The following is a 26,566-nucleotide window of genomic DNA, read 5'->3' on the forward strand; positions in this document are numbered from 1 at the left end:
TCGCAATGCGATATGACGCCGCGTCCACTTCACCCGAGCCTTACGCCACCAATGAGCGCCATTTCCACCAAATCGAGCGTCTCCGCCACGAACACCGCCCCAAACACCGCCAAAATCGGCGAGAAGGCCAGCCACCTCCTGAGCGACTTCACGACCGATCCGCGCGTCGTGGTGATCTCGGCGATCGCCGTGTTTGTCTCCGCCGCCGGCGTGCTGGCCGGGGCGGGACTGCTGCAGCTGATCAAGCTCGCCACCAACATCGCCTATTTCGGCCAGTTCAGCTTCGCCGACCTGAAATTGCAGGATTCGCCGCTCGGGCTCTGGACCGTGCTGGTGCCGGTCGCGGGCTCGCTGATCATCGGGCTGATGGCGCGTTTCGGCAGCGACAAGATCCGCGGGCACGGCATTCCGGAAGCCATCGAGGCGATCCTGCTCGGACGTTCCCGGCTCGATCCCAAGGTGGCGATCCTGAAGCCCTTGTCGTCGGCGGTGTCGATCGGCACCGGCGGCCCGTTCGGCGCCGAGGGCCCGATCATCATGACCGGCGGCGCGATCGGCTCGCTGATCGCGCAGATGCTCCCGGTCAGCGACAACGAGCGCAAGACCCTGCTGGTGGCGGGCGCCGCCGCCGGAATGACCACGGTGTTCGGAACGCCGATCGCCGCGATCATGCTCGCGGTCGAATTGTTGCTGTTCGAATGGACGCCGCGCAGCTTCATTCCCGTCACCGTCGCCGCCGTGGTGGCGGCGGTCGGACGCACCTTCCTACACATGCCCGCGCCGCTGTTTCCGTTCACCGGCGGCGTCGACATCTCGGTGCTGCAGCTCGGCGCCTGGATGCTGATTGGAATCCTCTCCGGGCTGCTGTCGGGCGTGCTCACCCAGCTGGTTTATGGCTGCGAGGACATCTTCCTCAAGCTGCCGATCCACTGGATGTGGTGGCCGCTGATCGGCGGCCTGGTGGTCGGCCTCGGCGGCTTGATCGAGCCGCAGGCGCTCGGCGTCGGCTACGACAACCTCGCGTCGATGTTGCAAGGCGATGTGGTGCTGAAGGCCACGCTGCTGCTGCTCGTGGTGAAGGCCGTGATCTGGTCGGTCGCGCTCGGCTCGGGCACGTCGGGCGGCGTGCTGGCGCCGCTGCTCATCATGGGCGGCGCGATGGGAACGGCGCTGAGCGGCTATCTGCCGCCGGCGAGCCCCGGCTTCTGGGCGTTGCTGGCGATGGCGGCGACAATGGGCGGCACGATGCGCTCGCCGCTGACCGCGACCTTCTTCGCGGTCGAGCTGACCGGCAACACCCATGTGCTGCTGCCGCTGATCGCGGCCTGCGGCACCGCGCACGGCGTCACGGTGCTTTTGATGCGGCGCTCGATCCTGACCGAGAAGGTGGCGCGGCGCGGCCATCATCTGGTGCGCGAGTACCGTGTCGATCCGTTCGCGCTGACCCGCGTGCGCGACGTCATGACCAAGGCGGTCGAGACCGTCGCCGACACCATGACGCTGCACGGCGCGGCCGCCCTCCTGACCAACCCGAAGACCGGTCACCCGAGCTTTCCCGTCGTCGACGCCAACCATCACGTGCTCGGCGTGATCGACCCGCCGTCCGTGCTGCGCTGGCGCCGCGCCGGCAAGCATCGCACCGCGACGCTCAAGCAGCTGCTGGCCGGCAGCAAGATCACCGTCGCCTATCCCGACGAATATCTCGACCGGCTCGCCGACCGCCTGATGCAGGTCAACGTCTCGCATCTGCCTGTGATCTCGCGCGAGGATCAGCGCCTCGTCGGATATATCGGCTGGAAGGACCTGATGCGCGTCCGCGCCAGGCTGCAGGCCGAAGAGACCCAGAAGACAGCGTTCTTCGGCGCGCGCTAGGTTCGCAGCGATTTGCCCGGCGGAACAAATTTCCGCCGGGCGGCAACGTTCGATCCCAGCTGGCAAATCAGCATCAGCGCATCCCAGAGCTTCATCGGCGCTGGTTGACAGCATCGGGGGCTGACCCATGATGCCGTCAACCAAAAAACAGCCTCGGGATGAAATACCATGACCTCGACCCCAGACCTCGTGATCCGCGGCGGCACCATCGCCGACGGCAAGGGCGGCGACCTCCATGAAGCCGATGTCGCGATCGCTGGCGGCAAGATCACCGACGTCGGCAAGGTCTCGGCGAAGGGCAAGGAAGAGATCGACGCACGCGGCAAACTGGTGGCGCCCGGCTTCGTCGACGTCCACACCCATTACGACGGCCAGGTGACCTGGAGCCATGACATCACGCCGTCGTCGCAGAACGGCGTCACCACGGCGATCATGGGCAATTGCGGCGTCGGCTTCGCGCCGTGCCGGCCGAGCGACCACACCAGGTTGATCCAGCTGATGGAAGGCGTCGAGGACATTCCGGAGCCGGTGCTCTCCGCCGGCATTCCCTGGGCGTGGGAGAGCTTCCCCGACTACATGGAGTGGCTGTCGAAGCGCAATTTCGACATGGATATCGGCGCGCAGCTGCCGCATGCGGCGCTGCGGGTCTATGTGATGGGCGAGCGCGGTGCGCGCCGCGATCCCGCAACGGCCGAGGACAACAAGGCGATGGCAGCACTCGCCGGCGACGCCGTGCGTGCGGGCGCGCTGGGCTTCTCGACCTCGCGCACGCTCAATCACCGCACCTCGACCGGCGACTACACGCCGACGCTGAAAGCCGGCGAAGATGAACTGACCGCGATCGCCGGCGCGATGCACGGCGTCGGCCGCAGCGTGCTGCAATTCGTGCTCGACCAGAGCACCGTGCACGAGGACCTGCCGATGATGCTGCGGGTCGCCGAGAACACAAGGTGTCCGATCTCGTTTTCAGTCGCCCAGGCCGACAAGGCGCCGCGGCGCTGGCGGCAGACCATGGATACCATCAATGAAGCCGCCGCCCGCGGCCTGTCGATCACGACCCAGATCGCGGCGCGGCCGGTCGGGCTGCTGCTCGGGCTCGAATTGTCGCGCAATCCGTTCCAGACCCATCCGAGCTATCGCGAGATCGCCAAATTGCCGCTGGCCGAGCGGCTCGCGCATCTGCGCCGACCCGAGGTGCGCGCGGCGATCCTGAGCGAGAGCGCGACGGCGACCGACGATCCGCTGTTCTTCCGGCCGAACTACGACAAGATGTATCTCTTGGGTAATCCGCCGAACTATGAGCAGCCGCCGGAAAACGCACTCGGGCCGCAGGCGCGGCGCCAGGGCCGTCAGCCGGAAGAGCTTGCCTATGACGCGATGCTGACCGACGAGGGTCGCGGCATGCTCTATGTGCCGTTCCTGAATTACGCCGACGGTAACCTCGATGCCGTGCATGAGATGCTGCGTGAACCGAGCGCCGTGCCCGGCCTCTCCGACGGCGGCGCGCATTGCGGCATCATCTGCGATGCCAGCTTCCCGACCTATCTCTTGACGCACTGGACGCGCGACCGCAGCCGCGGCGAGAAGCTCTCGATCCCGTTCGTGGTCGCGGCACAGTCGCGCAAGACGGCGCTGTCGGTCGGCCTGCATGATCGCGGCGTGATCGCCCCTGGCTTCAAGGCCGACGTCAACGTGATCGATTACGACCGGCTGCATTTGCACCCTCCGAAGGTGCATTACGACCTGCCGGTCGGCGGCCGCCGCCTCTTGCAACAGGTCGACGGCTATGACGCCACCATCGTGTCGGGCATCGTGACCCAGCGCGAGGGCAAGGCCACCGGCGCACGCCCGGGCAGACTGGTGCGCGGCGCGCAGGGGATGAATTGAGAGACACAGCGATCGGCGCGTAGCCCGGATGCAGCGAAGCGCAATCCGGGGCAGCTCTGTCCGCAGATGGCGCGGCCCCGGATTTCGCTGCGCTGCATTAGGGCTACAGAGAGCTCGACATTGATGCGAACTGCGGCCACCGCGTCACCCTCCCCTGGAGGGGGAGGGTCGCTGGGCATGTAGCAAAGCGGAATGCACAGCGGGGTGGGGTGACAGTCTCTCCACACGGATGCTGCCCGTGTTGAGAGATCACCCCACCCCGTCTCACATTTTGCTGCGCTCAATGTGATCCGACCCTCCCCCTCCAGGGGAGGGTGGAAGGCCACGCGCCCCTTACGTCGGCGACATCGCGCCTTTGATCGTGCCTGCCGGCTGCGACGTGCCGGTCAGGCGCGCCCGCTCGCTGTTCGGCCACAGCAGCAGCAATCCGAGCAGGCCGGAGCCGGCCATGATCGCGGCGTTGATGGTGAAGCCGGACATGTAGCCGCCCATCGGCGTGGCCGCGTGCTGGATCACATTGCCCATCACCATCGGCGCCAGGATGCCCGAGATCGTGTAGAGCGCGCCGTAGATCGCGATGATCGCGCCGCGCTGCGATACCGGCGTGAACTCGCCGAGCATCGGCGGGCACACCACATAGATCGAGCCGCACAGGCCGGAGCCGATCACCAGCAGCGCGATCATGATCCCGCCGGGCGGCGCATAGGGCAGCATCGCAAGAATGGCGCCGCCGACGATCAGCGGCACCGAGCCGAGCACGCCGCGGGCGCCGCGGGTGGTGAAGCCGCGCGTCAGCATCAGCTGCGAGATCCAGCCTGTCAGCAGCACGATCGTCGCGCCGAAGATCCAGGGCAGGATCGAGACGAAGCCGGCCTGGTGCTGCGAGAAGCCGAGCCCCTCGATGATGAAGGACGTGAACCAGGTGAGCCCGAGCGACAGCGCCCAATAGGCGCCGAAGGTTGCCACCACGCAGCCGATGAAGGTGCGCGAGGTCAAAAGCTTCCAATACGGAATCCGCGGCTCGTCGGCCGCCACGGCTGACGTCGACACCAGCGGCCCTTCCTTGCCGAGCGCGAACCAGGCGACCGCCCAGATCAGGCCAACGATGCCGAGCGCGCCGAAGGCGTGATGCCAGCTGTGATTGACGATGATCCAGTTCAGCGCGGGCACCGCGAGGATCACGCCGAACGCGGAGCCCTGCGACAGGATCGCGGTCGGCAGCGTACGCTTCTCGTCCGGAAACCATTTGTAGATCGCGTGCGCCGCGACCGAGAACGCCGGCCCCTCGCCGGCGCCGAGGATGATGCGACAGATCACCAGCGTCGTGAAGCTGACGGTGCCGACCATCGGAAACTGCGCCAGCGACCAGATCACCGCCAGGATCAGCAGCACCCAGCGAGTGGCGACGCGGTTGACGATGAAGCCGACCACGATCGCCGAGATCGAGAACAAGAGGAAGAATGACGAGCCGAGATCGCCGAACTGCTCCTGGGTGAGGCCCATTTCCTTCTTGATCGGCACGCCGGCGAGCCCGACCACGATCTTGTCGGCAAAGTTCACCACCATGAACAGGAATAGAAGGAAGGTGATTTGCCAGGCGCCCTTCGGCGTCCCCTTTGACAGCCCCTCTGACGTCCTCTTGGACGTCGCTTGCGTCGTCATGTCCGGCTCCCCGTCGTTTCGTTTTGGCTTCGTAAATCGGCCCCGTCCGGCGATGCTAGCCACGCCTCGCCGTGCAACGCAACACCGCATTTCCTCGGGGTTGTGCGCCCCGGAGCGCTTCTAACGGCCCGATCACGATCGCGTCGGTCGCGCCCGTGGAGCGGTGAACTGTCATGTCCCGACTGCTATGTTCAGGGCCAACGAAAAGCCCGGGGTTATTTCATGAACAGATTGATCCTACGTGCCACCGCTTGCGCTGCACTTGTGTCCGCCGCGCTGCTTGCCGCGCCTCAAGTCCGCGCGGCAGACGCCGCCAATCCCGACTACGCCGCGATCGTCGCCGCACCCGATCGCAGCGATGCGGATCGCCAGGTCGATCAGCGCCGGCAGCCGGCCAAGACGCTCGCCTTTGCCGGCGTCAAGCCGGGTATGACGATCCTCGACATGGCGGCGAGCGCGGGCTACAGCACCGAACTGTTGGCGCGCACCGTCGCCCCGTCGGGCAAGGTCTACGCACAGGATTCCGCGACCGTGCTCGAGCGCTTCGTCAAGGACAAGTTCGACACCCGCGCCAAGGCGCCGGCGATGAAGAACGTCGTCCATGTGGTGCGGGACTATGACGACCCGATCCCGCCCGAGGTCAAAAACCTCGACATGATCACCTTCTTCTTTTTCTATCACGACATCACCTATCTGCCGGTCGACCGCGCCGCGATGAACAGGAAGATGTTCGCCGCGCTCAAGCCGGGCGGCTTCCTCGTGATCGCGGATCACTCGGCCAAGACCGGCGCAGGCACCGGTGTCGCCAAGACGCTGCACCGGATCGAGGAGAGCACCTTGAAGCAGGAGATCGAGGCGGCGGGCTTCAAGCTGGTGGCCGAGGGCGATTTCCTGCATCATGCGGAGGACCCCAAGGACATTCCCGTCTTCAAGGCACCGGTGCCGATCGACGAGTTCGTCCTGAAATACCAGAAGCCGCAATGAGGCCCGGCCATCGCTTCATCTGACCAGACCGCCGCGGTGCTGCGCGTCACCGGCCTGACCAAGAGTTACCGCTCTGCCGGCGAAGACGTCGCTGTGCTGCGCGGCGTCGACCTTGCCGTTGCGACCGGCGAGAGCGTGGCGCTATCGGGCGAATCCGGCAGCGGCAAGAGCACGCTGCTGCATCTGATCGCGGGGCTCGATGCCGCCGACAGCGGCGAGATCGCCCTCGCCGACACCGTCGTCTCCGACCTCAACGACGCTGGCCGCGCCGAATTACGCCGCGACCGGCTCGGCCTCGTCTTCCAGCAATTCAATTTGATCCCGAGCCTGACGGTCGCGGACAATCTCGTGTTTCAGTCGCGCATCGCCGGCCGGCATGACGCCGCCTGGCACGACGAACTGGTCGAGCGCCTCGGCCTGAGAAGCCTGCTCAGGCGCTATCCCGAGCAATTGTCCGGCGGTCAGCAGCAGCGCGTCGCGATCGGCCGCGCGCTGGCGCCAAAGCCGCTGTTGCTGCTCGCCGACGAGCCGACCGGCAATCTCGACGAGGACACCGCCGACGAGGTGCTGGCACTGGCACGCGATCTGGTGACCCGCACCGGCTGCGGCTTCCTGATGGTCACGCACAGCGCGCGGCTCGCCGCGACGCTCGACCGCCAGGTCACCCTGCATGCCGGAATCGTCGCATGAGGCGCGCGCTCTGGATCCTCGCGGTGCTGCTCAGCCACTGGCGGCGGCATCCGATGCAGCTCGCGACACTCTTGATCGGGCTGATCTCGGCCACCGCGCTATGGAGCGGTGTGCAGGCGTTGAACCAGCAGGCCCGCATCGCCTATGACCGCGCCGCCGCGACCTTCGGCGGGTCGCGGACTGCAATGCTGGTCGCCAGGGACAGCGCGACCTTCCCGCAAACATTGTTCGTCGATCTGCGCCGCGCCGGCTGGCCGGTGTCGCCGATGCTGGAGGGCCGGGTCCAGATCGACGGGCGCAGCTTCCGCCTGCTCGGCGTCGAGCCGGTAACGCTGCCGTCCGAGGTCGGCAACGCGCCGGCCGTCGGACGCGGCAGCCTGCAAGCCTTCGTCACGCCGCCGGGCGAAATGCTGGTGGCGGGCGAAACGCTGCGCGATCTCGGCCTAAAGGAAGGCGAGCGGCCACAGGCCAACGGCACGAGCTTGCCGCCGCTGCGCGCACAGGCCGAGCTCGCGCCCGGCGCACTGATCGTCGATATCGGCATCGCGCAGGACATCCTCAAAATGCCCGGCCAGGTCTCGCGCCTGCTGGTCGGCAAGTCCAAAGCGCCGCACGCAGCGCTGGAAAGCGTGGCGGGTGACAAGCTCCGTCTGGTCGAGCCGAGCGCCGAGAGCGACCTCGAACGCCTCACCGACAGCTTCCATCTCAACCTCACCGCGTTCGGCCTGCTGTCGTTCTTCGTCGGCCTGTTCATCGTCAACTCCGCGATCGGCCTCGCCTTCGAGCAGCGGCTGCCGATGCTGCGCACGCTGCGCGCCTGCGGCGTCTCGGCGCGAATGCTCAACACCGTGCTGGTGATCGAGCTGGTGTCGCTGGCGCTGGTCGCCGGCCTCATCGGCCTCGTCTGCGGCTACTTCATCGCGGCTGCCTTGCTGCCGGATGTCGCGGCCTCGCTACGTGGGCTCTATGGCGCGCAGATCCCCGGACAGCTTTCGCTCAAACCCGTCTGGTGGTTCGCCGGCATCGCCATCAGCATTCTGGGCGCGCTCGCCGCAGCGGCCGCGAGCCTTGCCAAGGCGATCCGGATGCCGGTGCTGGCGACGGCGCAGCCGCAGGCCTGGCAGCAGGCGCAGCGGCGCTGGCTGATCATCCAGAGCGCGGCGGCACTCGCGGTGTTTGCGGTCGCCGCGGGCCTGATCTGGTTCGGCGATTCCCTGATCGCGGGATTTGCCGTGCTCGCCGCGCTGATGCTCGGCGCGGCGCTGATCCTGCCGATGGTCCTGCAGATTGCGCTGGCCTTCGGGCAGCGCAGCGCGCGGGCGCCGGTCGGCATCTGGTTCTGGGCAGACAGCCGCCAGCAATTGTCGGGACTGTCGCTGGCGCTGATGGCGCTGCTGCTTGCGCTCGCGGTCAATGTCGGTGTCGGCACCATGGTGGAAAGTTTTAACCGCACCTTCCTGGTCTGGCTCGACGGAAGGCTCGCCGCCGACGTTTACATCAGCGCCGCCAGCGATCAGCAGGCAAAGGAGATCAAGGCCTGGCTGCGCGATCGGCCCGAGGTTCAGGCCATCCTGCCGGGCGGCCGCGCCGACACCCAGCTCGGCGGCGCGCCGATCGAGGTGCTCGGCCTGCCCGACCACGCCACCTATCGCGACAGCTGGCCGTTGCTCGAAAACGTCGCGAATGCGTGGGTTCGGCTGCGGCCCGGCTACACCTGCCTCGTCAGCGAGCAGCTGTCGCGGCGGATGAAGTTGGCGATCGGCGATCATATCGAGGTGCCCGCCCCCGGCGGCAACTGGCCGCTCGAGATCGTCGGCATCTATGCCGATTACGGCAACCCCAAGGGCCAGATCGCGGTCAACTTCGCCGCGCTGACCCGGCGCTTCCCGCAGACACCGATGACGCGGATGGGTCTCCGCATGGCACCGGACAAGATCGCACCGCTGATCACCGCGCTGCAGGAGAAATTCGGCCTCGACGACCGCAACGTCGCCGACCAGGCGAGGATGAAAACAGAATCCAGGCGGGTCTTCAATCGCACCTTCTCGGTAACCGCCGCGCTCAACGCCTTCACCCTCGGTGTCGCCGGCGTCGCGCTCTTGACCAGCCTGCTCACGCTGGCCAATTCGCGGCTGCCGCAGCTGGCGCCGCTGTGGGCGATCGGCCTGACCCGGCGGCGGCTCGCCGCGCTCGAACTGTTGAAGACCATGGCGGTCGCGCTGATCACCGCCCTGTTCGCGCTGCCGCTCGGCCTGCTGGTGGCGTGGTGCCTGCTTGCGATCGTCAACGTCAAGGCGTTCGGCTGGCGGCTGCCGTTCCACATTTTCCCGCTGCAGCTGATCGAGCTGCTCGCGGTGGCGCTGGCCGCCGCATTCTGTGCCGCGGCGCTTCCGGTCGCGAGGCTGGCGCGCATGCAGCCCGCCAGCCTGATCAGGATCTTTGTCAATGAGCGCTAGCGGCACCATCACCCGTCGCGCCTTTGCCGGCGGTGCGCTGGGGCTGGCGCTCGGCGGCAAGACGTTCGCGCAGGGCTTCGCCGGGCTCGGCGAGACCGCGGAAGGATTTGCCGCCGTCACGCCGGGCAAGCCATTCACGTTCCCCGCGGACCACGGCCCGCATCCGGAATTCCGGATTGAATGGTGGTACGTGACCGCCAACCTGTCCGACACGAGCGGCGCGGCCTATGGCGCGCAGTGGACGCTGTTCCGCCAGGCGATGAAAGCGGGCGGACCGGCCGAGGGCTGGGCCAATCAGCAGCTCTGGATGGGCCACGCCGCCGTGACCAGCGCCGGCACGCACCGCTTCAGCGAAACCTTTGCCCGCGGCGGCGTCGGGCAGGCCGCTGTCGAAGCCACGCCGTTCCGCGCCTGGATCGACGCCTGGGAGCTGCGCGGGCGCGATGCGTTCGATGCGCAGCGCGTCGCGCCGCTTGAGCTCAAGGCCTCCGCCGCCGACTTCAGCACCGCGCTGCGGCTCGAGGCCGACCGCGCGCTGGTGCTGCAGGGCGACCGCGGCTACAGCCGCAAGTCGGATCGCGGGCAAGCCTCCTATTACTACAGCCAGCCGTTCTACAAGGCGTCCGGCCGCATCGTGATCGACGACAGACCGGTCAACGTCACGGGCTCGGCGTGGATGGATCGCGAATGGAGCAGCCAGCCATTGGCGGCCGATCAGACCGGCTGGGACTGGTTCTCGCTGCATCTGCCCGGCGACGAGAAGCTGATGCTGTACCGGCTGCGCCAGAAGGACGGCCGCGAAAACCTGTTCGGCAACTGGATCACGCCGGACGGCCGCTCGGCCGAGATCGCCGCCAGCGGCAACAGCATCGCGCCGCTCGCGACCACCGAGATCGACGGCCGCAAGCTGCCGACGTCATGGCGCGTCAACCTGCCCGCACGCGGCCTTGCCATCGAGACCACGCCGCTCAATCCGAAGGCCTGGATGGGAACCAGCTTCCCCTATTGGGAAGGCCCGATCCGCTTTTCAGGCAGCCACGCCGGAATCGGCTATCTTGAGATGACGGGGTACTAGGACGTGACGGAATTGGTCCGAATGGGGCCGCGGCATAACTGTGCTCCCTCGCCCCGTTCTTACGGGGAGAGGGTTGGGGTGAGGGGCCGTCTCCGCGTACTCGGTGACAGCTGGTCTCGCCGAGGTCCCCCTCACCCGGAACGCATCTGACGATGCGTTCCGACCTCTCCCCGCGCGCGGGGAGAGGTAAAGCGAGGCCGCATGTCACACCGGGCTTCGCTGACCCGTCATGACATCGGGGCCAATGGAAAGAGGAAATGCCTGACATGTACCACTACACCGCCATCGTCACCTGCCTTGCAGCCGCGCTGCACTTCTTCTTCGCGCTGCAGGTCGCCCGCGCCCGCGCGGTCTACGGGGTCAAGCTGCCGGCGATCACGGGAAATCCGGATTTCGAGCGCATCTACCGCATCCAGATGAACACGCTGGAATGGATGCCGATCTTCCTGCCGTCGCTCTGGCTGTTCGCGGTTTATGTCGGCGATACCGCCGCGGCGGCGGTCGGCGCGATCTGGGTGATCGGCCGCATCGTCTATTTCATCGGCTATCGCGAAGCGGTGGCAAAACGCAGCCCCGGCTTCGCCATCCAGGCGCTCGCCTGCGTCATCCTCTGGGTCGGCGCGATCGGCGGCGCGGTGTGGCGGCTGGCGCATTGAAGCTTCGATAGTCGCCACACACTCCGTTGTCGTCCCGGGCTTGACCCGGGACCCATAACCACAGGACCAAGTTTTGCGATGGCTGGGGCTCCAGCCCGACGCTACGATTGAAGGCGGTGGTTATGGGTCCCTGCTTTCGCACTAGGGCATTTACACATCTCTTCGAGGCTAGAAAACCGACTCATCATCAAGGGGTTAGCTACTAGGCGAGAGCCGAAATCGGCGGGCGCAACCCTAGTGCAGATGAGTAAGTTCTCTGCGGTTTTCGGCCAACTCTTTGAGAAGACTCCGGAAAGACTGCGGAGGATATGTATATACGCTAGTGCTTTCGCAGGGACGACGGTGATGTTGTGTCGTGAGCTGCGTGATACGCGAGCCACGCCTCACTTGGTCAGCGGGCAGCCGCTTTCCTTGGCGGTGAAGAAGGCCTTGTCGCCGGGCACCACGGCGATCTGCTTGTAATAGTCCCACGGCTTCTTCGACTCCGAGGGCTTCTTGACCTCGAACAGATAGAGGTCGTGCACCATGCGGCCGTTCGCGAGCACCTTGCCCTTGGCGAAGGCGTCATCGACCGGCAGCTCCTTCAGCTTGGCGGCGACCGCCTCGCTGTCCTTGGTGCCGGCGGCCTTCACCGCCTTCAAATAGCTCAGCGTCGCCGAATAGGTGCCGGCATGGATCATGCTCGGCATCCGGCTGGTGCGCTTGAAGAAGCGCTCGCTGAAGGCGCGCGAGGCGTCGTCGTGGTCCCAGTAGAAGCCCTCGGTGAGCACGAGACCCTGCGCCGCATCGAGCCCGAGACCGTGCACCTCCGACAGCGTCATCAACAGGCCGGCAAGCTTCTGGCCGCCGCGCACGATGCCGAACTCGGCCGCCTGCTTGATCGAGTTGGTGGTGTCGAGTCCGGCGTTGGCGAGCCCGATGATCTTGGCTTTCGAGCTCTGCGCCTGCAGCAGGAAGGACGAGAAGTCCGATGAATTGAGCGGCACGCGGACCGAGCCGACCACCTTGCCGCCCTTTGAGGTGACGATGTCGCTGGTGTCCTTCTCCAGCGCGTAGCCGAAGGCGTAGTCGGCGGTCAGGAAGAACCAGGTGTTGCCGCCCGCCTCCGTCAGCGCGCCGCCGGTCCCGACGGCGAGCGCGCGGGTGTCGTAAGCCCAGTGGAAGCTGTAGGGCGTGCAGGCATCGCCCGTGATACGCGAGGTCGCGGCGCCGACCACGATGTCGATCTTCTTCTTTTCCTTCGACAGCTCCTGCACCGCGAGCGCGACCGACGAGGTGGTGAGCTCGGTGATCATGTCGACGTTCTCGACCTCGTACCAGCGCCGCGCGATCGCGGTCGCAAGGTCCGGCTTGTTCTGATGGTCGGCGGTAACGATCTCGATCTTCTGTCCCAGCACCTCGCCGCCAAAATCCTCGACCGCCATCCGCGCGGCTTCGAGCGAGTATTTGCCGCCGTAGTCGGCATAGACGCCGGACTGATCGTTCAGGATGCCGATCTTGACGCCCTGGGCCATCGCCGGCGCCGCAAGCATCAGGCTGCAGGCCGCGACCGCGGCCAAAAATCCGGACTTCATTCTATGCTCTCCCAGCAGTTTCTATCAGGAAAATCGGCGCGACATTATTTTATAACCCCACGCCTGCCCATCTCTTTCCGCTCAGCCAAAAGTATGGGCTGCGTCGACAGCACTTGCTAACTTCCCGTCACCCTGAGGAGCGCGGAACGCGCGTCTCGAAGGGTCGACGGCCCGGCCGGTGGCCGTGCATCCTTCGAGACGCCTGCTTCGCAGGCTCCTCAGGATGACGGGGAAGGACTTGCTGCTGCGGAACGTTGGGTGCCGCCCTCAACCCGCCACGGTTGCCTTGGGCTCGGCCGGCTTGCCCTCGTTCTTTCCTTCCGCGAGGTTGCGTACCACCATGTAGAAGATCGGCGTGAAGATCAGGCCGAACAGGGTGACGCCGAGCATGCCGAAGAACACGGCAACGCCGACCGCCTGCCGCATCTCCGAGCCCGAACCGGTCGATACCACCAGCGGCAGCACGCCGAGGATGAAGGCGAACGAGGTCATCAGGATCGGCCGCAGACGGAGCCGGCAGGCCTCGATCACCGCGTCCAGCCGCGATCTGCCCTCGAGCTCGATGTCGCGCGCGAACTCGACGATCAGGATCGCGTTCTTGGCGGCCAGCCCCACCAGCACCACGAAGCCGATCTGGGTCAGGATGTTGACGTCCTGGCCCATCAGGCGCACGCCGATCGTGGCCGCGAACAGGCACATCGGCACGATCAGGATCACCGCGAACGGCAATGTCCAGCTGCCATATTGCGCGGCCAGCACCAGATAGACGAACAGCACGCAGATCGGGAACACGTAGAGGCCGGCATTGGCGCCGGTGACCTGCTGGTAGGACAGGTCGGTCCACTCGAACGAAAAGCCGCTCGGCAATGTCTGGTCGGCGAGCTGCTTGATGGTGTTGAGCGCCGTCGTCGAGCTCACGCCCGGTGCCGGCTCACCCTGCAGTTCGGACGCCGAGTACAGATTGTAGCGCGCGACGCGGTCGGGTCCCGAGACGTCCTTGAAGTCCACGATGCTGCCGAGCATCACCATGTCGCCGGCGACGTTGCGGGTGCGCAGCCTTGCGAGATCGGGGCTGTCTTTCCGGAACGGCAGATCGGCCTGCGCGGTAACGTGATAGGTGCGGCCGAACAGGTTGAAGTCGTTGACATAGGTCGAACCAAAATAGGTCTGGATCGTGTCATTAATGTTGGCGATCGGCACCCCAAGCTTCTGCGCCTTGACGCGATCAATGTCGACGAACAGCTGCGGCGTGTTCGCGGTGAACGGCGAGAACACCGACGTGAGAGACGGCGATTTGCGCGCGGCTGTCACCAGTTCATCGGTCGCGGAAGCCAGCAGTTCGGGTCCGCGCCCCTGCCGGTCCTGGACACGGATGGTGAAGCCTCCACCGGTGCCGATACCGGGCACGGCCGGCGGCGGAATGACGATGATGAAGGCGCCCTGGATCACCGACAGACGCTTACGCAATTCGGCCGTGATCGCGTTCGCCGTCAGCCCCTTCTTCAGGCGCGCCTCCGGCTCGTCGAATACCGGGAACAGCGCCGCGGCGTTGCCCTGCTGCGTGCGCGTCGCACCGGAGAAGCCGGCGAAAGCCGCGACGCGAACGATGCCCGGCGTATCCAGCGCGATCCGCTCGATCTCGCGCACGACAGCGGTGGTCCGCGCCAGCGACGCGGCGCCCGGCAGCTGCGCCGAGATGATGACGTAGCCGCGGTCCTGCGCCGGAATGAAGCCCTGCGAGGTGGTCGCGAGCAGCCAGCCGGCGCTGCCGATCAGTACGAGGTAGAGCGCAAGCATCACCACCGTATGCCGGATCACGAAGTCGGCCACCGATGCATAGCCGTGCGCGAGCCGGTCGAACACGCGGTTGAACAGCGCGGTGAAGCTGTCCCAGCCGCGCGCGATGATGTTCCAGCGCGCCGGCGGGCGTTTCTCCTCATGCGGCACCAGGATCTGCGAGGCCAGCGCCGGCGATAGCGTCAGCGAGCAGAAGCAGGAGATCGCGGTCGCGACCGCGATGGTGACCGCGAATTGCTGGAAGAACTGCCCGGAGATGCCGCCGAGGAAGGCGGTCGGCACGAACACCGCGCACAGCACCAGGGCGATCGAGACCAGCGCGCCGCCGACCTCCTCCATGGTCTTGAGCGCAGCGTCGCGCCTGCTCATGCCGTGCTCGAGATGCCGCTCGACATTCTCGACCACCACGATGGCGTCGTCGACCACGATGCCGACCGCGAGCACCAGACCGAATAGCGTCAGATTATTGATCGAGAAGCCGAGCGCGGCCATCACCGCGAAGGTGCCGACCAGCGACACCGGGATCGCGATGATCGGGATGATCGCAGGCCGCCATCCCTGCAGGAACACCAGCACCACGATGACGACGAGCGCCATCGCCTCGTAGATCGTCTTGATCAGCTCGTGGACCGATTGGGCGATGAATTCGGTCGGGTTGTAGCCGATATTGTAGTCGAGCCCCTTCGGGAAACTCGCCTTCATCCGCTCCATCGTGTCGGAGATGCTCTTGGCTGTGGCGAGCGCGTTCGATCCGGGCCGTTGCGTCACCAGCAGCGCGACGGCGGATTTGCGCAGCAGGAAGCTGTTGGTGGCGTAGGACAGCGCGCCGAGCTCGACGCGGGCGACGTCGCGCAGACGTACCGTGCGGCCGTCGGAGCCTGCCTTCACCACGATGTCCTCGAACTGCCTGATGTCCTTGAGGCGGCCGGTGAAGACGAGGTTCGGCTGGAATGCGCGATCGGCGATTGGCGGCTCGGCGATCTGGCCGCCGGCGATCTGCAGGTTCTGCGCTCGGATCGCCGCCAGCACCTCGGTCGAGGTCAGGCCGAGATTGGCGATCCGGTCGGGATCGAGCCACAGCCGCATCGAATAGTCGCGCGCGCCGAACATCTGGATGTCGCCGACGCCGTCGAGCCGCAACAGCTGGTCGCGGACCTGCAGCAGCGCGTAGTTGGAGATGTAGAGCTGGTCGAACGTGTCGTCGGGCGACAGCATGAACACGACCATCAGGATGTCGGGCGAGTTCTTGCGCGTGGTCACGCCGTTGCGCTGCACCTCTTCGGGCAGCCGCGGCTGCGCGATCGCGACGCGGTTCTGCACCAGCACCTGGGCCTTGTCGAGGTCGGTGCCGAGCTTGAAGGTCGCGGTGATGGTGAGCTGGCCGTTCGACGTCGCCTGGCTGTAGAGATACAGCATGTCCTCGACGCCGTTGATCTCCTGCTCGATCGGCGCGGCGACGGTGTCGGACACGGTCTGCGCCGAGGCGCCTGGATATTGCGTGGTGACGACGACGGTCGGCGGCACCACTTGCGGATATTCCGAGACCGGCAGCGTCGGATAGGCGATCGCGCCGACGATCAGCAGCACGATCGACAGCACCATCGCGAGGATGGGCTGGTTGATGGAGAGCCTGCCGAGATTCATGGTTTGGCACCTGCGGCGGGCTTGTCAGCGGCCGCGGGCTTGTCGCCTGCCGCGGGCTTGGAATCCGCCGGAGCCTGCGCCATCTTTGGCGTCACCTTGGCGCCGACGCGGGCGCGCTGCAGGCCGTCGACGATCACGTGATCCTCCGCCTTGAGGCCTTCGCGGACGACGCGCAAGCCATCGTCGAGCGGCCCGAGCGTGACCGCTCTTGCTTCCACCGTGTTGTCGTCCTTGACCACGAACACGATCTTGCGCGACTGGTCGGTGGCAACAGCGCTGTCCGGGATCAGCAGCGCCTCATAGGGCGAGGAGCCGATGATGCGGACGCGGCCGAACTGGCCGGGCAGGACCGACAGATCCTTGTTCGGAACGACCGCGCGGCTGCGCAAGGTCGCGGTCGAGACGTCGAGCCGGTTGTCGAGGAAGTCCATCTTGCCCTCATGCGAGGGCTTGGTTTCGCCGGTCAACGCGATCTGCACCGGGTTCGCCGTGTCGCGCGAGCTCGGCCGCCTGCCTTCGAACCACAGCTTGCTGTTGCGCTGATAGGTCGCCTCGTCGACGTCGAAATAGATGTAGATCGGATCGAGCGACACGATCGAGGTCAGCAGCGTCGCGCCGCCCTCGCTGCCCTGCACGAGATTGCCCGGAGTGACCAGATGCCGGCTGACGCGGCCGGTGATCGGCGCCAGCACATGGGTGAATTCGACATTGAGCTGCGCGGCCTTCAGCGTGCCTTCGGCCTGGGTCTCGGCGGCGCGCGCCGCCTGCAATGCCTGACGGCGCTGGTCGACGACCTGCTCCGAGACCGCGCTGGTCTGCACGAGGTTCAACCCGCGCTCGAGATCGCGCTTGGCAAGCTCCCCCTTGGCCCGCGCGTCAGCCAGCTGGCCTTCGGCCTGCAGCACGACAGCCTCGAACGGCCGCGGGTCGATGATGTAGAGCAGATCGCCGGCATGGACGATCGCACCATCCTTGAACTCGACGCTGTTGACGAAGCCGCCGACACGGGCGCGGACCTGAACCTCCTCGATCGCCTCGAAGCGGCCGGTGAACTCGTCCCAGTCGGTGACCGTGCGCTTGACCGGCTGCGCGACGGTCACGGGCGGCGGCGGAGGCGCGGCCTGCGATTGCGCGCTCTTGTTGTCGCAGCCGCCGAGCGCCAGCGCCGCCAGCAGCCCGATCGGCGCAAGGCCGAGCCAAGGCCTGAGCGGCAGGCCGCGTGAGGCATGGCGGCGAAGCGAATGACGCTCGACGCCGGTCACCGGAGCCACACGCCCCGTTCTGTCAATCGAACTCAATTCCCTCTCCCCAAGGATCAGTGCAGGGCTACGAAAGTCGCAATTAAACTTGCGGTGATTCAACGCGGATGGACCACCGCAATGTCGCGGCAGCGGACGTCACAGATGTAGCCGCTCCCCAGTCTGTTCAAGATGGCCGCCGGATCAAGCAAATAGTTGCGCAATCTGAAAGCCTTACGACGTGATCGCGAAGCCGTGACGACAGGAAGGGACAGATTCACTGGCCTTTCGGGTGAGGAGAGATCACAGACGGCTGCCGGGAATCAATCACAAGGCGAATCACCGACACATGTTCGTCACACAACGACAATTCCGCCTGCGGCGCAGAAACCACCGGGGGTCGCACAAGATTAAAAATGGTCGAGTTCCCACACTCTACCTCCCGCTGCATGGCCGAATCGTGGTTAACGGCGCGGTATCACGTGGACACACATTGACACTCGGAAGCATCGACAATACGGTCGTGGTTGCCAACCGGTAAATTTTCTTGGCCGCCGCGCTTTTCTCGAACATTCATTGGGCTTTTCTCGCGGCGTGAGTGAGTGGAAGCGATTACGTAATGGCAAGCGCATTTGAACTTGCTGATGTCGGGACTCCGCAACCGTCGCGGTGTCCGCATATTGCGAGCGGACCGGTGCGATCTCGGATCGCAAGTAGTCAACCTCAACGTGTGAACTGCTTCACACCTCGTCGTCCCCAAAAATTGTAGTTAGTTGATCGGCTTTCACGCCGATCGCGGGAGTGCTCATGACGACCATACCTGCCTATACAATCGGTGGTTTAACCCGCCCCGAGCTTCATCTCGATCCGAGCGGCAATATCATTCTGGATCCGGCCGCGCAGGCGTTCGTCAATACGTATGGTCTGCAATATCTTTACCTGGGTTGTCCTCCCGGCACGCCGTGGCCGCCCGTGCCCGGCTTCCTATCGCCTCCGACCGACGCCAATGCCGGCGCCAACACGGTTGTTGAGGGCGCCGCAGCCAATACATCGGTCGGCATCACCGCGCAATCCACCAGCCTGATCGGTCTTCCGGTCACCTATTCGCTGGCGTCCGATTCCTCGCATGGCGGCTTCAAGGTCGATCCGAATACCGGCGTGGTGTCGATTGCCGATCCCTCCAAGGTCGATTTCGAGAGCTCCGGTGGCAGCTACGTTGTCAATGTGCAGGCGACCGACGGTATCTTCGTCTCGTCGCAGAGCTTCACGATCGCGGTCAGCAATGCGCCGCCCTCGACACCGACCGACGGCAACGCCACCGCCAACGCCGTCAACGAGGGCGCCGCGGTCAACACCTCGGTCGGCATCACCGCGTCGTCGGCCGACGTCAACGGCCCCGGCGTCACCTACTCGCTGACATCGGATTCCTCCAATGGCGGCTTCAAGATCGATCCCACCACCGGCATCGTCACCGTCGCCAATTCCACCAAGATCGACTTCGAGACCGCGCCGGGCCACGCCTACACCATCACGGTCCAGGCCAGCGACGGCCATGGCGGCGTCAGCTCGCAGAGCTTCACGATCAACGTCAACGACGTGGCGGTCAGCACCCCGGTCGACATTAATGCCTCCGCCAACAGCGTCGTCGAAGGCGCTGCCGTCAATACGCTGGTCGGCATCACCGCCTCCGCGGTCGATCCGAACGGCCCCGCAACCACCTATTCGCTGACCGGCGACACCTCCGGCGGCGGCTTCACCATCAATGCCACGACGGGTGTCGTCACCGTCGCCGATCCGAACAAGCTCGATTACGAAAGCGCGCCGGGCCACGCCTACACCATCACGGTGCAGGCGACGAGCGGCGCGACCACGACGACGCAAACCTTCACGATCGGCGTGACCGACGCCCCGCCGTCGGCTCCCACCGACTCTGACGCCGCGACCAACACAGTGGTCGAAGGCGCCGCCATCGGCACCGCCGTCGGCATCACCGCGCACGCCACCGACATCAATGGCGGCACCGTGACCTATTCGCTGGTCGGCGATGCCCACGGCCTCACCATCAACGCCGCGACCGGCGTCGTCACCGTCGCCGATCCCACCAAGGTCGATTTCGAAACCGCGCCCGGCCACGCCTACACGATCACCGCGCAGGCCAGCGACGGCACGCAGACCAGCACGCAGACCTTTACCGTCAACGTCACCGACGTTGCGCCGTCGGCCCCGGTCGACAGCAATGCTGCCGCGAATACCGTCGTCGAAGGCGCGGCCGTCGGCACCACGGTCGGCGTCACCGCATCCTCGACCGACATCAACGGCCCGGCGGTAACCTATTCGCTGACCGGCGACACTTCCGGCGGCGGCTTCACCATCAACGCGACAACAGGCGTCATCACCGTCGCCGACCCGAGCAAGCTCGATTACGAAAGCGCGCCCGGCCACGCCTATACCGTTACCGCGCAGGCCAGCGACGGCACCCTTGCGACCTCGCAGACCTTCACCATCGCCGTCACCGAAGCCCCGCCGTCGACCCCGGTCGACAGCGACGCCAGCGCCAATGCGATCGCCGAAGGCGCCGCCAACGGCTCGACCGTCGGTGTCACGGCGTCGTCGATCGACGTCAACGGCCCGCCGGTGACCTATGCGCTGATCGGCGACACCTCCGGCGGCGGCTTCGCCATCGACGCGACAACCGGCGTCATCACCGTCGCGGATAGCACCAAGCTCGATTACGAAAGCGCTCCCGGCCACGCCTACACCGTCACCGCGCAGGCCAGCGACGGCACGACGGCGAGCTCGCAAACCTTTACGATCGCCGTCACCGACGTCGCGCCATCGACCCCGGTCGACTCCGACGCCGGCGCCAACACCGTCATTGAAGGCGCAGCCAACGGCTCGACCGTCGGCATCACCGCGTCGGCGACCGACATCAACGGTCCGGCCGTGACCTATTCGCTGATCGGCGACAGCTCCGGCGGCGGCTTCACCATCAATGCCGCAACCGGCGTCGTCACCGTCGCCGATTCGAGCAAGCTCGATTTCGAAAGCTCGGGCGGCAGCTACACCGTCACCGCGCAAGCCAGCGACGGCGCGCTGGCGAGCTCGCAGACCTTCACCATCAACATCGCGGATGTTGCGCCATCGACGCCGGTCGACGGCGACGCCGCCGCCAACAGCGTTGTCGAAGGCGCGGCCGCCGGCACTGCGGTCGGCATCACCGCGCATGCGACCGACGTCAACGGCCCGGCCGTGACCTGGTCGCTGATCGGCGACACCTCCGGCGGCGGCTTCACCATCGACCCGACGACCGGCGTCATCACGGTCGCCGACCCGACCAAGATCGATTATGAGGGCAGTGGCCCGACCCATTCTTATACGGTGACCGCGCAGGCCAGCGACGGCACGCTGGCGAGCTCGCAGAGCTTCACCATCGCCGTCAACGACGCCGCACCGTCGACCCCGGTCGATGCCGACGCCGGCACCAACACGATCGCCGAAGGCGCAGCCAACGGCTCGACCGTCGGCATCACCGCGGCGGCAACCGACGTCAACGGCCCGGCCGTGACCTGGTCGCTGATCGGCGACACCTCCGGCGGCGGCTTCACCATCAACGCGACGACGGGCGTCATCACCGTCGCGGACAGCTCCAAGATCGATTACGAAAGCCCGGCCGGGCACGCCTACACCGTCACCGCGCAGGCCAGCGACGGTTTGCTCTCGAGCTCGCAGACCTTCACCATCGCCGTCACCGACGTCGCGCCGTCGACCCCGGTCGATGCCGACGCCGGCGCCAACCGCGTTGCGGTCAACGCGCCGGTCGGCGCGGGAACCAGCGTCACGGCATCCTCGACCGACGTCAACGGCCCCGCCGTGACCTATTCGCTGGTCGGCGACACCTCCGGCGGCGGCTTCACCATCGATGCGACCACCGGCAAGATAACGGTCGCCGATCCCAGCAAGATCAACATTGCCGACCCGTCCTATGACGTCACGGTCGATGCGAGCGACGGTACGCTGCACAGCCAGCAGACCTTCACCATCGCCGTCGTGGTCGACCAGGCGCCGGTCGTCACCGCCGGCCACACGCTGAACTACACCGAGAACCAGGCCGCGACCGTGATCGATTCGGCGATCACCGTCACCGACGGCGACGACGCCAATCTGGTGTCCGCGACGGTGCAGATCACCGGCAACTACGCCAACGGCCAGGATGTCCTCGGCTTCACCAACCAGAACGGCATCACCGGCTCGTTCAATGCCGCGACCGGAACGCTGACGCTGACCGGCTCCTCCAGCGTCGCGAACTACCAGGCCGCGCTGGCGTCGGTGACGTACATCAACACCAGCGACAATCCGTCCGGGCTGGCGCACACCGTCACCATCACGACCAATGACGGCACGCTCGACAGCTCGCCGGTCACCGACACCATCAACGTCACCCCGGTCAACGACCCGCCCGTCGTCACCGCCGGTCACACCCTCAATTACACCGAGAACCAGGCCGCGACCGCGTTCGACCCGGCCATCATCGTGTCCGACGTCGACAACACTACGCTGACCGGCGCGACGGTGCAGATCACCGGCAACTACGCCAACGGTCAGGACGTCCTCGCCTTTACGTCCCAGAACGGCATCACCGGCTCGTTCAATGCGGGAACCGGCATGCTGACGCTGACAGGCACCGCCAGCGTCGCCGATTATCAGGCGGCGCTCGCCTCGGTGACTTATCAGAACACCAGCGACAACCCGTCGGGCCTGGCGCGCACCGTCACGATCATCGCAAGCGACGGCACGGCGACCTCCACGCCGGTCACCGGCACCATCAACGTCACGCCGGTCAACGATCCGCCGGTCACGACCGCCGGCGGCACGCTGAACTACACCGAAAACCAGGCCGCGACCGTGATTGATGCGTCGGTCAACGTGACCGACGTCGACAGCGCCAACCTGACTGGCGCGACGGTGCAGATCACCGGCGGCTTCGCCGCCGGCCAGGACGTGCTGGGCTTCGTCAACCAGAACGGCATCACCAGCTCGTACAATTCCGGGACCGGCGTGCTGACGCTGACCGGCTCCGCCAGCGTCGCCAACTACAAGGCCGCGCTCGATTCCATCACCTATTTCAACTCGAGCGACAACCCGTCCGGGGCGGATCGCACCGTCAGCTTTACGGTCACCGACGGCACCGACAGCAGTAACACCTCGACCTCGACCATCCATGTCACCCCGGTCAACGATGCGCCGGTCGTGAGCTTCGGTGCCATCACCGGCTTCTCCGAGCCGCCGAACGGCACGCCGGCAGCGAACTCGACGCCGGTCACGATCACGCCGAACCTGACGATCACGGATGCCGAAGGCAACAACCTGACCGATGCGACCTTCGTTCTGAACAATCTGAAGCCTTCGGATGCGCTGTCGATCGCAGGCCACGCCGGCAACAGCGGCGATATCGGCGGCATCCACTTCGAGATCACCAGCACCGCCGGTACCGAAACGATCAGCTTCACCGGTACCGACACGCTTGCGCACTACAATGCGGCGCTGGACCTGATCCAGTTCAACAACACCAGCGAAAACCCCGACACCACCGCGCGCTCCTACAGCCTGACCGTGCACGATGACGGCGGTACCGCGAATGGCGGCAGCAACACCGGGACGGGATCGACGACGGGAAGCGTCACCGCGGTGGACGACGGACCCACCGCGTCGGTGCCGGCGGACAATTCGATCGGCACGGCATTCTCGCACACCGACTTCGCGATTTCAGGACTTTCGGTCGCCGACATCGATGCCGCCAGCGGCAATGTCACGGCGACGATTGCCTCAAGCCATGCGAACCTGACCTTCAATACCGCCGGGCTCGCCAGCTCCACCAACAACAGCAGCCACACGGTGACGCTGACCGGCACCGTCGCACAGGTCAACACCGCGCTGGCGACCTTGACATACAACAGCGACGACGGCTTCACCGGCTCGGATACCGTCACGCTGAACATCAACGACAACGGCAACACCGGCACCGGCGGGCCGCTCACGTCGGGCGCCCAGACCTTCCACGTCGGTGTCGTCCCGCAGGTGTTCTATATCGACAACTCGCCCACGGCGCTGGCCAACAGCGCCAATCTCGGCACCGCGGCCGATCCATACACCTCGATCGCCGCCTACAACGCGGCGAATCCGGCCGGCTCTGGCGACTATGTCGTGCTGAGGTCCGGCACCTATACCGAGGCCAACGGCATCAACCTCGCCAATGGCGTCAACCTGGTCGGCGGCAGTCACTCCCTGACGTTCACCAATCCGGTGACCGGCGCTGTGGTGACCGCCAACACTGCGACCGGCACCGATCCGGTCATCAAGGTGACCGGCGCCGACAACGGCATCGACCTGCTCGGCACCTCGGGCCACAGCATCAGCGGCGTCAGCATCGATACCTCGGCCTCGACCGGCATGGGCATCAGCGACGACAATAACAATGTCGGCACCGTCACGATGTCCGACATCACGGTCAAGACTGCCAGCGGCACCGGCATGAGCTTCACCCATGGCGGCACCATCACGCTGACCGGCACCAACAATTCCATCACGTCGGGCACCGGCACCGCGCTCGATGTCGAGAACACCCAGATCGGCTCGTCCAACCTCATCCTCAAGAGCATCACCTCGAGCGGTGGGTCCAACAACGGCATCATCCTCTCGAATACCGGCACGGCCGCCGGCAATGGCGGCCTGCACATCACCGGCGACGGTTCGACGGCGGGCAGCGGCGGCACCATCGCCAACAAGACCGGCGCCGACGGCAGCACCACGCAGGGCAGCGGCGTCTATCTGAACAACACCAGGGACGTTCAGCTCTCCTACCTGGCGATGCACGACTTCCAGAACTACGGCATCGTCGGCACCAGCGTCACCGGCTTTGCCCTCGGCAACACCACGGTGACCGGCACCAACGGCACCAACGTCGGCGGCATCGGCGAGGGCGACGTCTACTTCACCGGCCTGTCCGGCACGGCGTCGGTAACGAATTCGACCTTCACGGGCGCAGCGCTCGATGCGTTCCACGTCTTCAACAACAGCGGTCAGACACTCAACCGCATCACCATCACCGGCTCGACCTTCGCGACCAATTCTGCGGCCGGAAACAGCTCGGGCGATGCCCTGGTGTTCCAGGCCACCGACGGAACATTCAACGCGACCGTTCAGAATTCGACATTCACGTCGGCGCGCGGCGACCTGTTCCAGCTCGATCTGCACGGCGGCGTCAGCTCGGACCTCGTGCTGAACGGAAACAGTTTCTCGAACAACAACCAGAATATCGTCTCGGGCGGCGGCGGCATCACCATCAGCTCCGGCGGGACCGGCGACCACGCCAACCTGACCTTCAACATCGCCAACAATACCATGCGTGATGCCCTCGGCACCGCGCTCGGCATCAGCACGGGATCAGGAGCAAGCTCGTTCAACGGCACGATCGATTCCAACACGATCGGCGTCGCCGGCGTCGCCAACAGCGGCTCCGCCCAGGGCAGTGACATCGGCTTCGTCACGATGGGCGGGGCCAATTCCAGCGTCACGATCACCAACAATGATCTGTATCAGTACAACAACGACGGAATCGAACTGCAGACCGGTGACGCTGCGAACGGCGGCAACGCCCTATTGACCGCGATCGTCATGGGCAACACGGTGTCCAACCCGGGTGCGTTCGGCGCTCATGGCTTCGAACTTAATGCCGGCACGGTCGCGGGCGATGCGCAGAGCGTCTCGCTGACGCTGGGCGGCACCGGCGCCCAGGAAAATCAGTTCCTCGGTTCGGGCGCGACCGGCACCGATATCCGGCTGCGCGATCGGTTTGCCACGACCGTCGGCCTGCACTCGGGCGACGGCTCGTCCTATGGCGGCGGCGCGACCGATACCGCCGCGATCTCGAGCTACGTCCTGGCGCACAATACGGTCACCACGGCGCCGACCATCAGCGTCACGGCGGGCAGCACCAACGGCTTCGGCTCGTCGCCGCTGCTCGCCGCCGATGGCGGCGTGCAGGCCGCCGTCGCGACCCCGGGTGAAACCCACCTGACGCAAAGCCAGCTCGACTCGGTCGTCTCGGCGGCCATTACCCAATGGGCAAAGGCTGGCGTGGACGCGGATCAACTGGCCGCGCTGCATGCCGTCACCTTCAGCGTCGCTGATCTCGCCGGCCGGGTGGTCGGCCTGGAAAGCGCCGGCCACATTACGATCGATGCCGATGCCGCCGGCCATGGCTGGTTCGTCGATTCGACACCGTTTGACAATTTTGAGTTCACCCACGCGCTCAATGCTTCCGGCTCCGATCTGCAGACCGATTCGTCGACGGCCGCAGCCGGTCATCTCGATCTATTGACCGCCGTGGTCCATGAATTGGGGCACGTGCTCGGCCTCCCCGACCTGACGTCGTCATCCGATGTCAACGACCTGATGTATATCAGTCTCGCCGACGGCGAGCGGCGGCTCCCAACCGCCGCGGATGTCACGCAGGCCAATGTGGGATCGGCGAAGGCGATGCCCATGCAGAGCAACACATCCTCGGCTCTGAACCGCGACGGCTTCGACTTCTCGTCGTTCACCCAGACGCCGTCGCAGGCCAGCACGAGCCACGCGGACCCGGCCGCGAACACCCAGACCTGGTCCGATCTGTTCAGCGGGCACGCCAATGCCGGCACCCCATGGTGGGTCGGCCATGAGGCAACGTTTGCCGCCATGGGCGGCACGCCGACCGACAACCACGCCCAGTTGCACCATGACCTGATCGTCTGACCGGGCACCGTATCGACTACACAACGCCTGCCGAAGCGTTCCGGCAGGCGTTGCCTCAGATGGATGGGATCCACGCTTCCGTCGACCCGGCAAACTTTAATCGCCTCATGATGTCCGCCTGGACATGTCCGATTCGTGACAACGGTCCCGTCAGCAGCGATACCGTCTCGTCGCGAACTGCGAATGGCTCGCGCGGCCGCGGAATCGAAAAAATCGCGGAAACCCGACAATCGTTGAGGTT

General features: G+C 65.8%; 12 protein-coding genes. 8 read left to right on the forward strand and 4 right to left on the reverse strand.

Annotated elements, in window-relative coordinates:
* Nucleotides 1-51: 51 nt before the first annotated feature.
* Together I6F38_RS23805 and I6F38_RS23810 are read left to right on the forward strand one after the other, a co-directional pair.
* A complete protein-coding gene (locus tag I6F38_RS23805; protein WP_225162013.1) occupies nucleotides 52-1,872 on the forward strand; it encodes a chloride channel protein in 1,821 nt (606 codons plus the stop codon).
* Between the two features lie 168 nt (nucleotides 1,873-2,040).
* The gene (locus I6F38_RS23810; protein WP_225162014.1) at nucleotides 2,041-3,759 is read left to right on the forward strand and encodes an amidohydrolase family protein; all 1,719 of its coding nucleotides are present in this window, start codon (nucleotides 2,041-2,043) and stop codon (nucleotides 3,757-3,759) included.
* 333 nt (nucleotides 3,760-4,092) lie between these two features.
* Here I6F38_RS23810 and I6F38_RS23815 read toward each other — a convergent pair whose 3' ends face one another.
* Nucleotides 4,093-5,421 carry an MFS transporter gene (locus I6F38_RS23815; protein WP_225162015.1) on the reverse strand — a complete coding sequence of 443 codons (1,329 nt, stop codon included), beginning with the start codon at nucleotides 5,419-5,421 and terminating at the stop codon, nucleotides 4,093-4,095.
* Nucleotides 5,422-5,643: 222 nt separating this feature from the next.
* Between I6F38_RS23815 and I6F38_RS23820 the strand changes: the two genes are divergently transcribed.
* The 5 genes from I6F38_RS23820 (at nucleotide 5,644) to I6F38_RS23840 (ending at nucleotide 11,282) form a co-directional block, all read left to right on the forward strand.
* Nucleotides 5,644-6,405 carry a class I SAM-dependent methyltransferase gene (locus I6F38_RS23820; protein WP_225162016.1) on the forward strand — a complete coding sequence of 254 codons (762 nt, stop codon included), beginning with the start codon at nucleotides 5,644-5,646 and terminating at the stop codon, nucleotides 6,403-6,405.
* A 36-nt stretch (nucleotides 6,406-6,441) separates the two neighbouring features.
* Nucleotides 6,442-7,095, forward strand: a complete 654-nt coding sequence (locus tag I6F38_RS23825; protein ID WP_225162017.1) for an ABC transporter ATP-binding protein — start codon at nucleotides 6,442-6,444, stop codon at nucleotides 7,093-7,095.
* Nucleotides 7,092-9,551, forward strand: a complete 2,460-nt coding sequence (locus I6F38_RS23830; RefSeq protein ID WP_225162018.1) for an ABC transporter permease — start codon at nucleotides 7,092-7,094, stop codon at nucleotides 9,549-9,551. The genes I6F38_RS23825 and I6F38_RS23830 overlap by 4 nt, the downstream gene beginning before the upstream one ends.
* Entirely contained in the window at nucleotides 9,541-10,626 is a 1,086-nt protein-coding gene (locus I6F38_RS23835; RefSeq protein ID WP_225162019.1) for a lipocalin-like domain-containing protein, read from the forward strand. Before I6F38_RS23830 ends, I6F38_RS23835 begins: the two co-directional genes overlap by 11 nt.
* 266 nt (nucleotides 10,627-10,892) lie before the next feature.
* A complete protein-coding gene (locus I6F38_RS23840) occupies nucleotides 10,893-11,282 on the forward strand; it encodes an MAPEG family protein (protein WP_225162057.1) in 390 nt (129 codons plus the stop codon).
* A 383-nt stretch (nucleotides 11,283-11,665) separates the two neighbouring features.
* Here the strand turns inward: I6F38_RS23840 and I6F38_RS23845 are convergent, their stop codons facing one another.
* The 3 genes from I6F38_RS23845 to I6F38_RS23855 form a co-directional block, all read right to left on the reverse strand.
* A complete protein-coding gene (locus I6F38_RS23845; protein WP_225162020.1) occupies nucleotides 11,666-12,856 on the reverse strand; it encodes an ABC transporter substrate-binding protein in 1,191 nt (396 codons plus the stop codon).
* Between the two features lie 267 nt (nucleotides 12,857-13,123).
* The gene (locus tag I6F38_RS23850; protein ID WP_028344243.1) at nucleotides 13,124-16,297 is read right to left on the reverse strand and encodes a multidrug efflux RND transporter permease subunit; all 3,174 of its coding nucleotides are present in this window, start codon (nucleotides 16,295-16,297) and stop codon (nucleotides 13,124-13,126) included.
* Nucleotides 16,294-17,511, reverse strand: a complete 1,218-nt coding sequence (locus I6F38_RS23855; protein ID WP_225162058.1) for an efflux RND transporter periplasmic adaptor subunit — start codon at nucleotides 17,509-17,511, stop codon at nucleotides 16,294-16,296. The genes I6F38_RS23850 and I6F38_RS23855 overlap by 4 nt, the downstream gene beginning before the upstream one ends.
* Nucleotides 17,512-18,342: 831 nt before the next feature.
* Between I6F38_RS23855 and I6F38_RS23860 the strand changes: the two genes are divergently transcribed.
* Nucleotides 18,343-26,325, forward strand: coding sequence for a cadherin domain-containing protein (locus I6F38_RS23860; protein WP_225162021.1), 7,983 nt, complete (start codon nucleotides 18,343-18,345; stop codon nucleotides 26,323-26,325).
* Nucleotides 26,326-26,566: the final 241 nt, after the last annotated feature.

The sequence above is a fragment of the Bradyrhizobium sp. BRP56 genome, from assembly GCF_020194035.1.
Lineage (GTDB): Bacteria > Pseudomonadota > Alphaproteobacteria > Rhizobiales > Xanthobacteraceae > Bradyrhizobium > Bradyrhizobium australafricanum.

Excerpts from the sequence above, each read along its gene's own strand:
- I6F38_RS23850 (WP_028344243.1), bottom strand. The coding sequence starts at position 16,297 with ATGAATCTCGGCAGGCTCTCCATCAACCAGCCCATCCTCGCGATGGTG.
- I6F38_RS23845 (WP_225162020.1), bottom strand. The coding sequence starts at position 12,856 with ATGAAGTCCGGATTTTTGGCCGCGGTCGCGGCCTGCAGCCTGATGCTT.
- I6F38_RS23805 (WP_225162013.1), top strand. The coding sequence starts at position 52 with ATGAGCGCCATTTCCACCAAATCGAGCGTCTCCGCCACGAACACCGCC.
- I6F38_RS23835 (WP_225162019.1), top strand. The coding sequence starts at position 9,541 with ATGAGCGCTAGCGGCACCATCACCCGTCGCGCCTTTGCCGGCGGTGCG.
- I6F38_RS23815 (WP_225162015.1), bottom strand. The coding sequence starts at position 5,421 with ATGACGACGCAAGCGACGTCCAAGAGGACGTCAGAGGGGCTGTCAAAG.
- I6F38_RS23820 (WP_225162016.1), top strand. The coding sequence starts at position 5,644 with ATGAACAGATTGATCCTACGTGCCACCGCTTGCGCTGCACTTGTGTCC.
- I6F38_RS23830 (WP_225162018.1), top strand. The coding sequence starts at position 7,092 with ATGAGGCGCGCGCTCTGGATCCTCGCGGTGCTGCTCAGCCACTGGCGG.
- I6F38_RS23810 (WP_225162014.1), top strand. The coding sequence starts at position 2,041 with ATGACCTCGACCCCAGACCTCGTGATCCGCGGCGGCACCATCGCCGAC.
- I6F38_RS23840 (WP_225162057.1), top strand. The coding sequence starts at position 10,893 with ATGTACCACTACACCGCCATCGTCACCTGCCTTGCAGCCGCGCTGCAC.
- I6F38_RS23860 (WP_225162021.1), top strand. The coding sequence starts at position 18,343 with ATGACGACCATACCTGCCTATACAATCGGTGGTTTAACCCGCCCCGAG.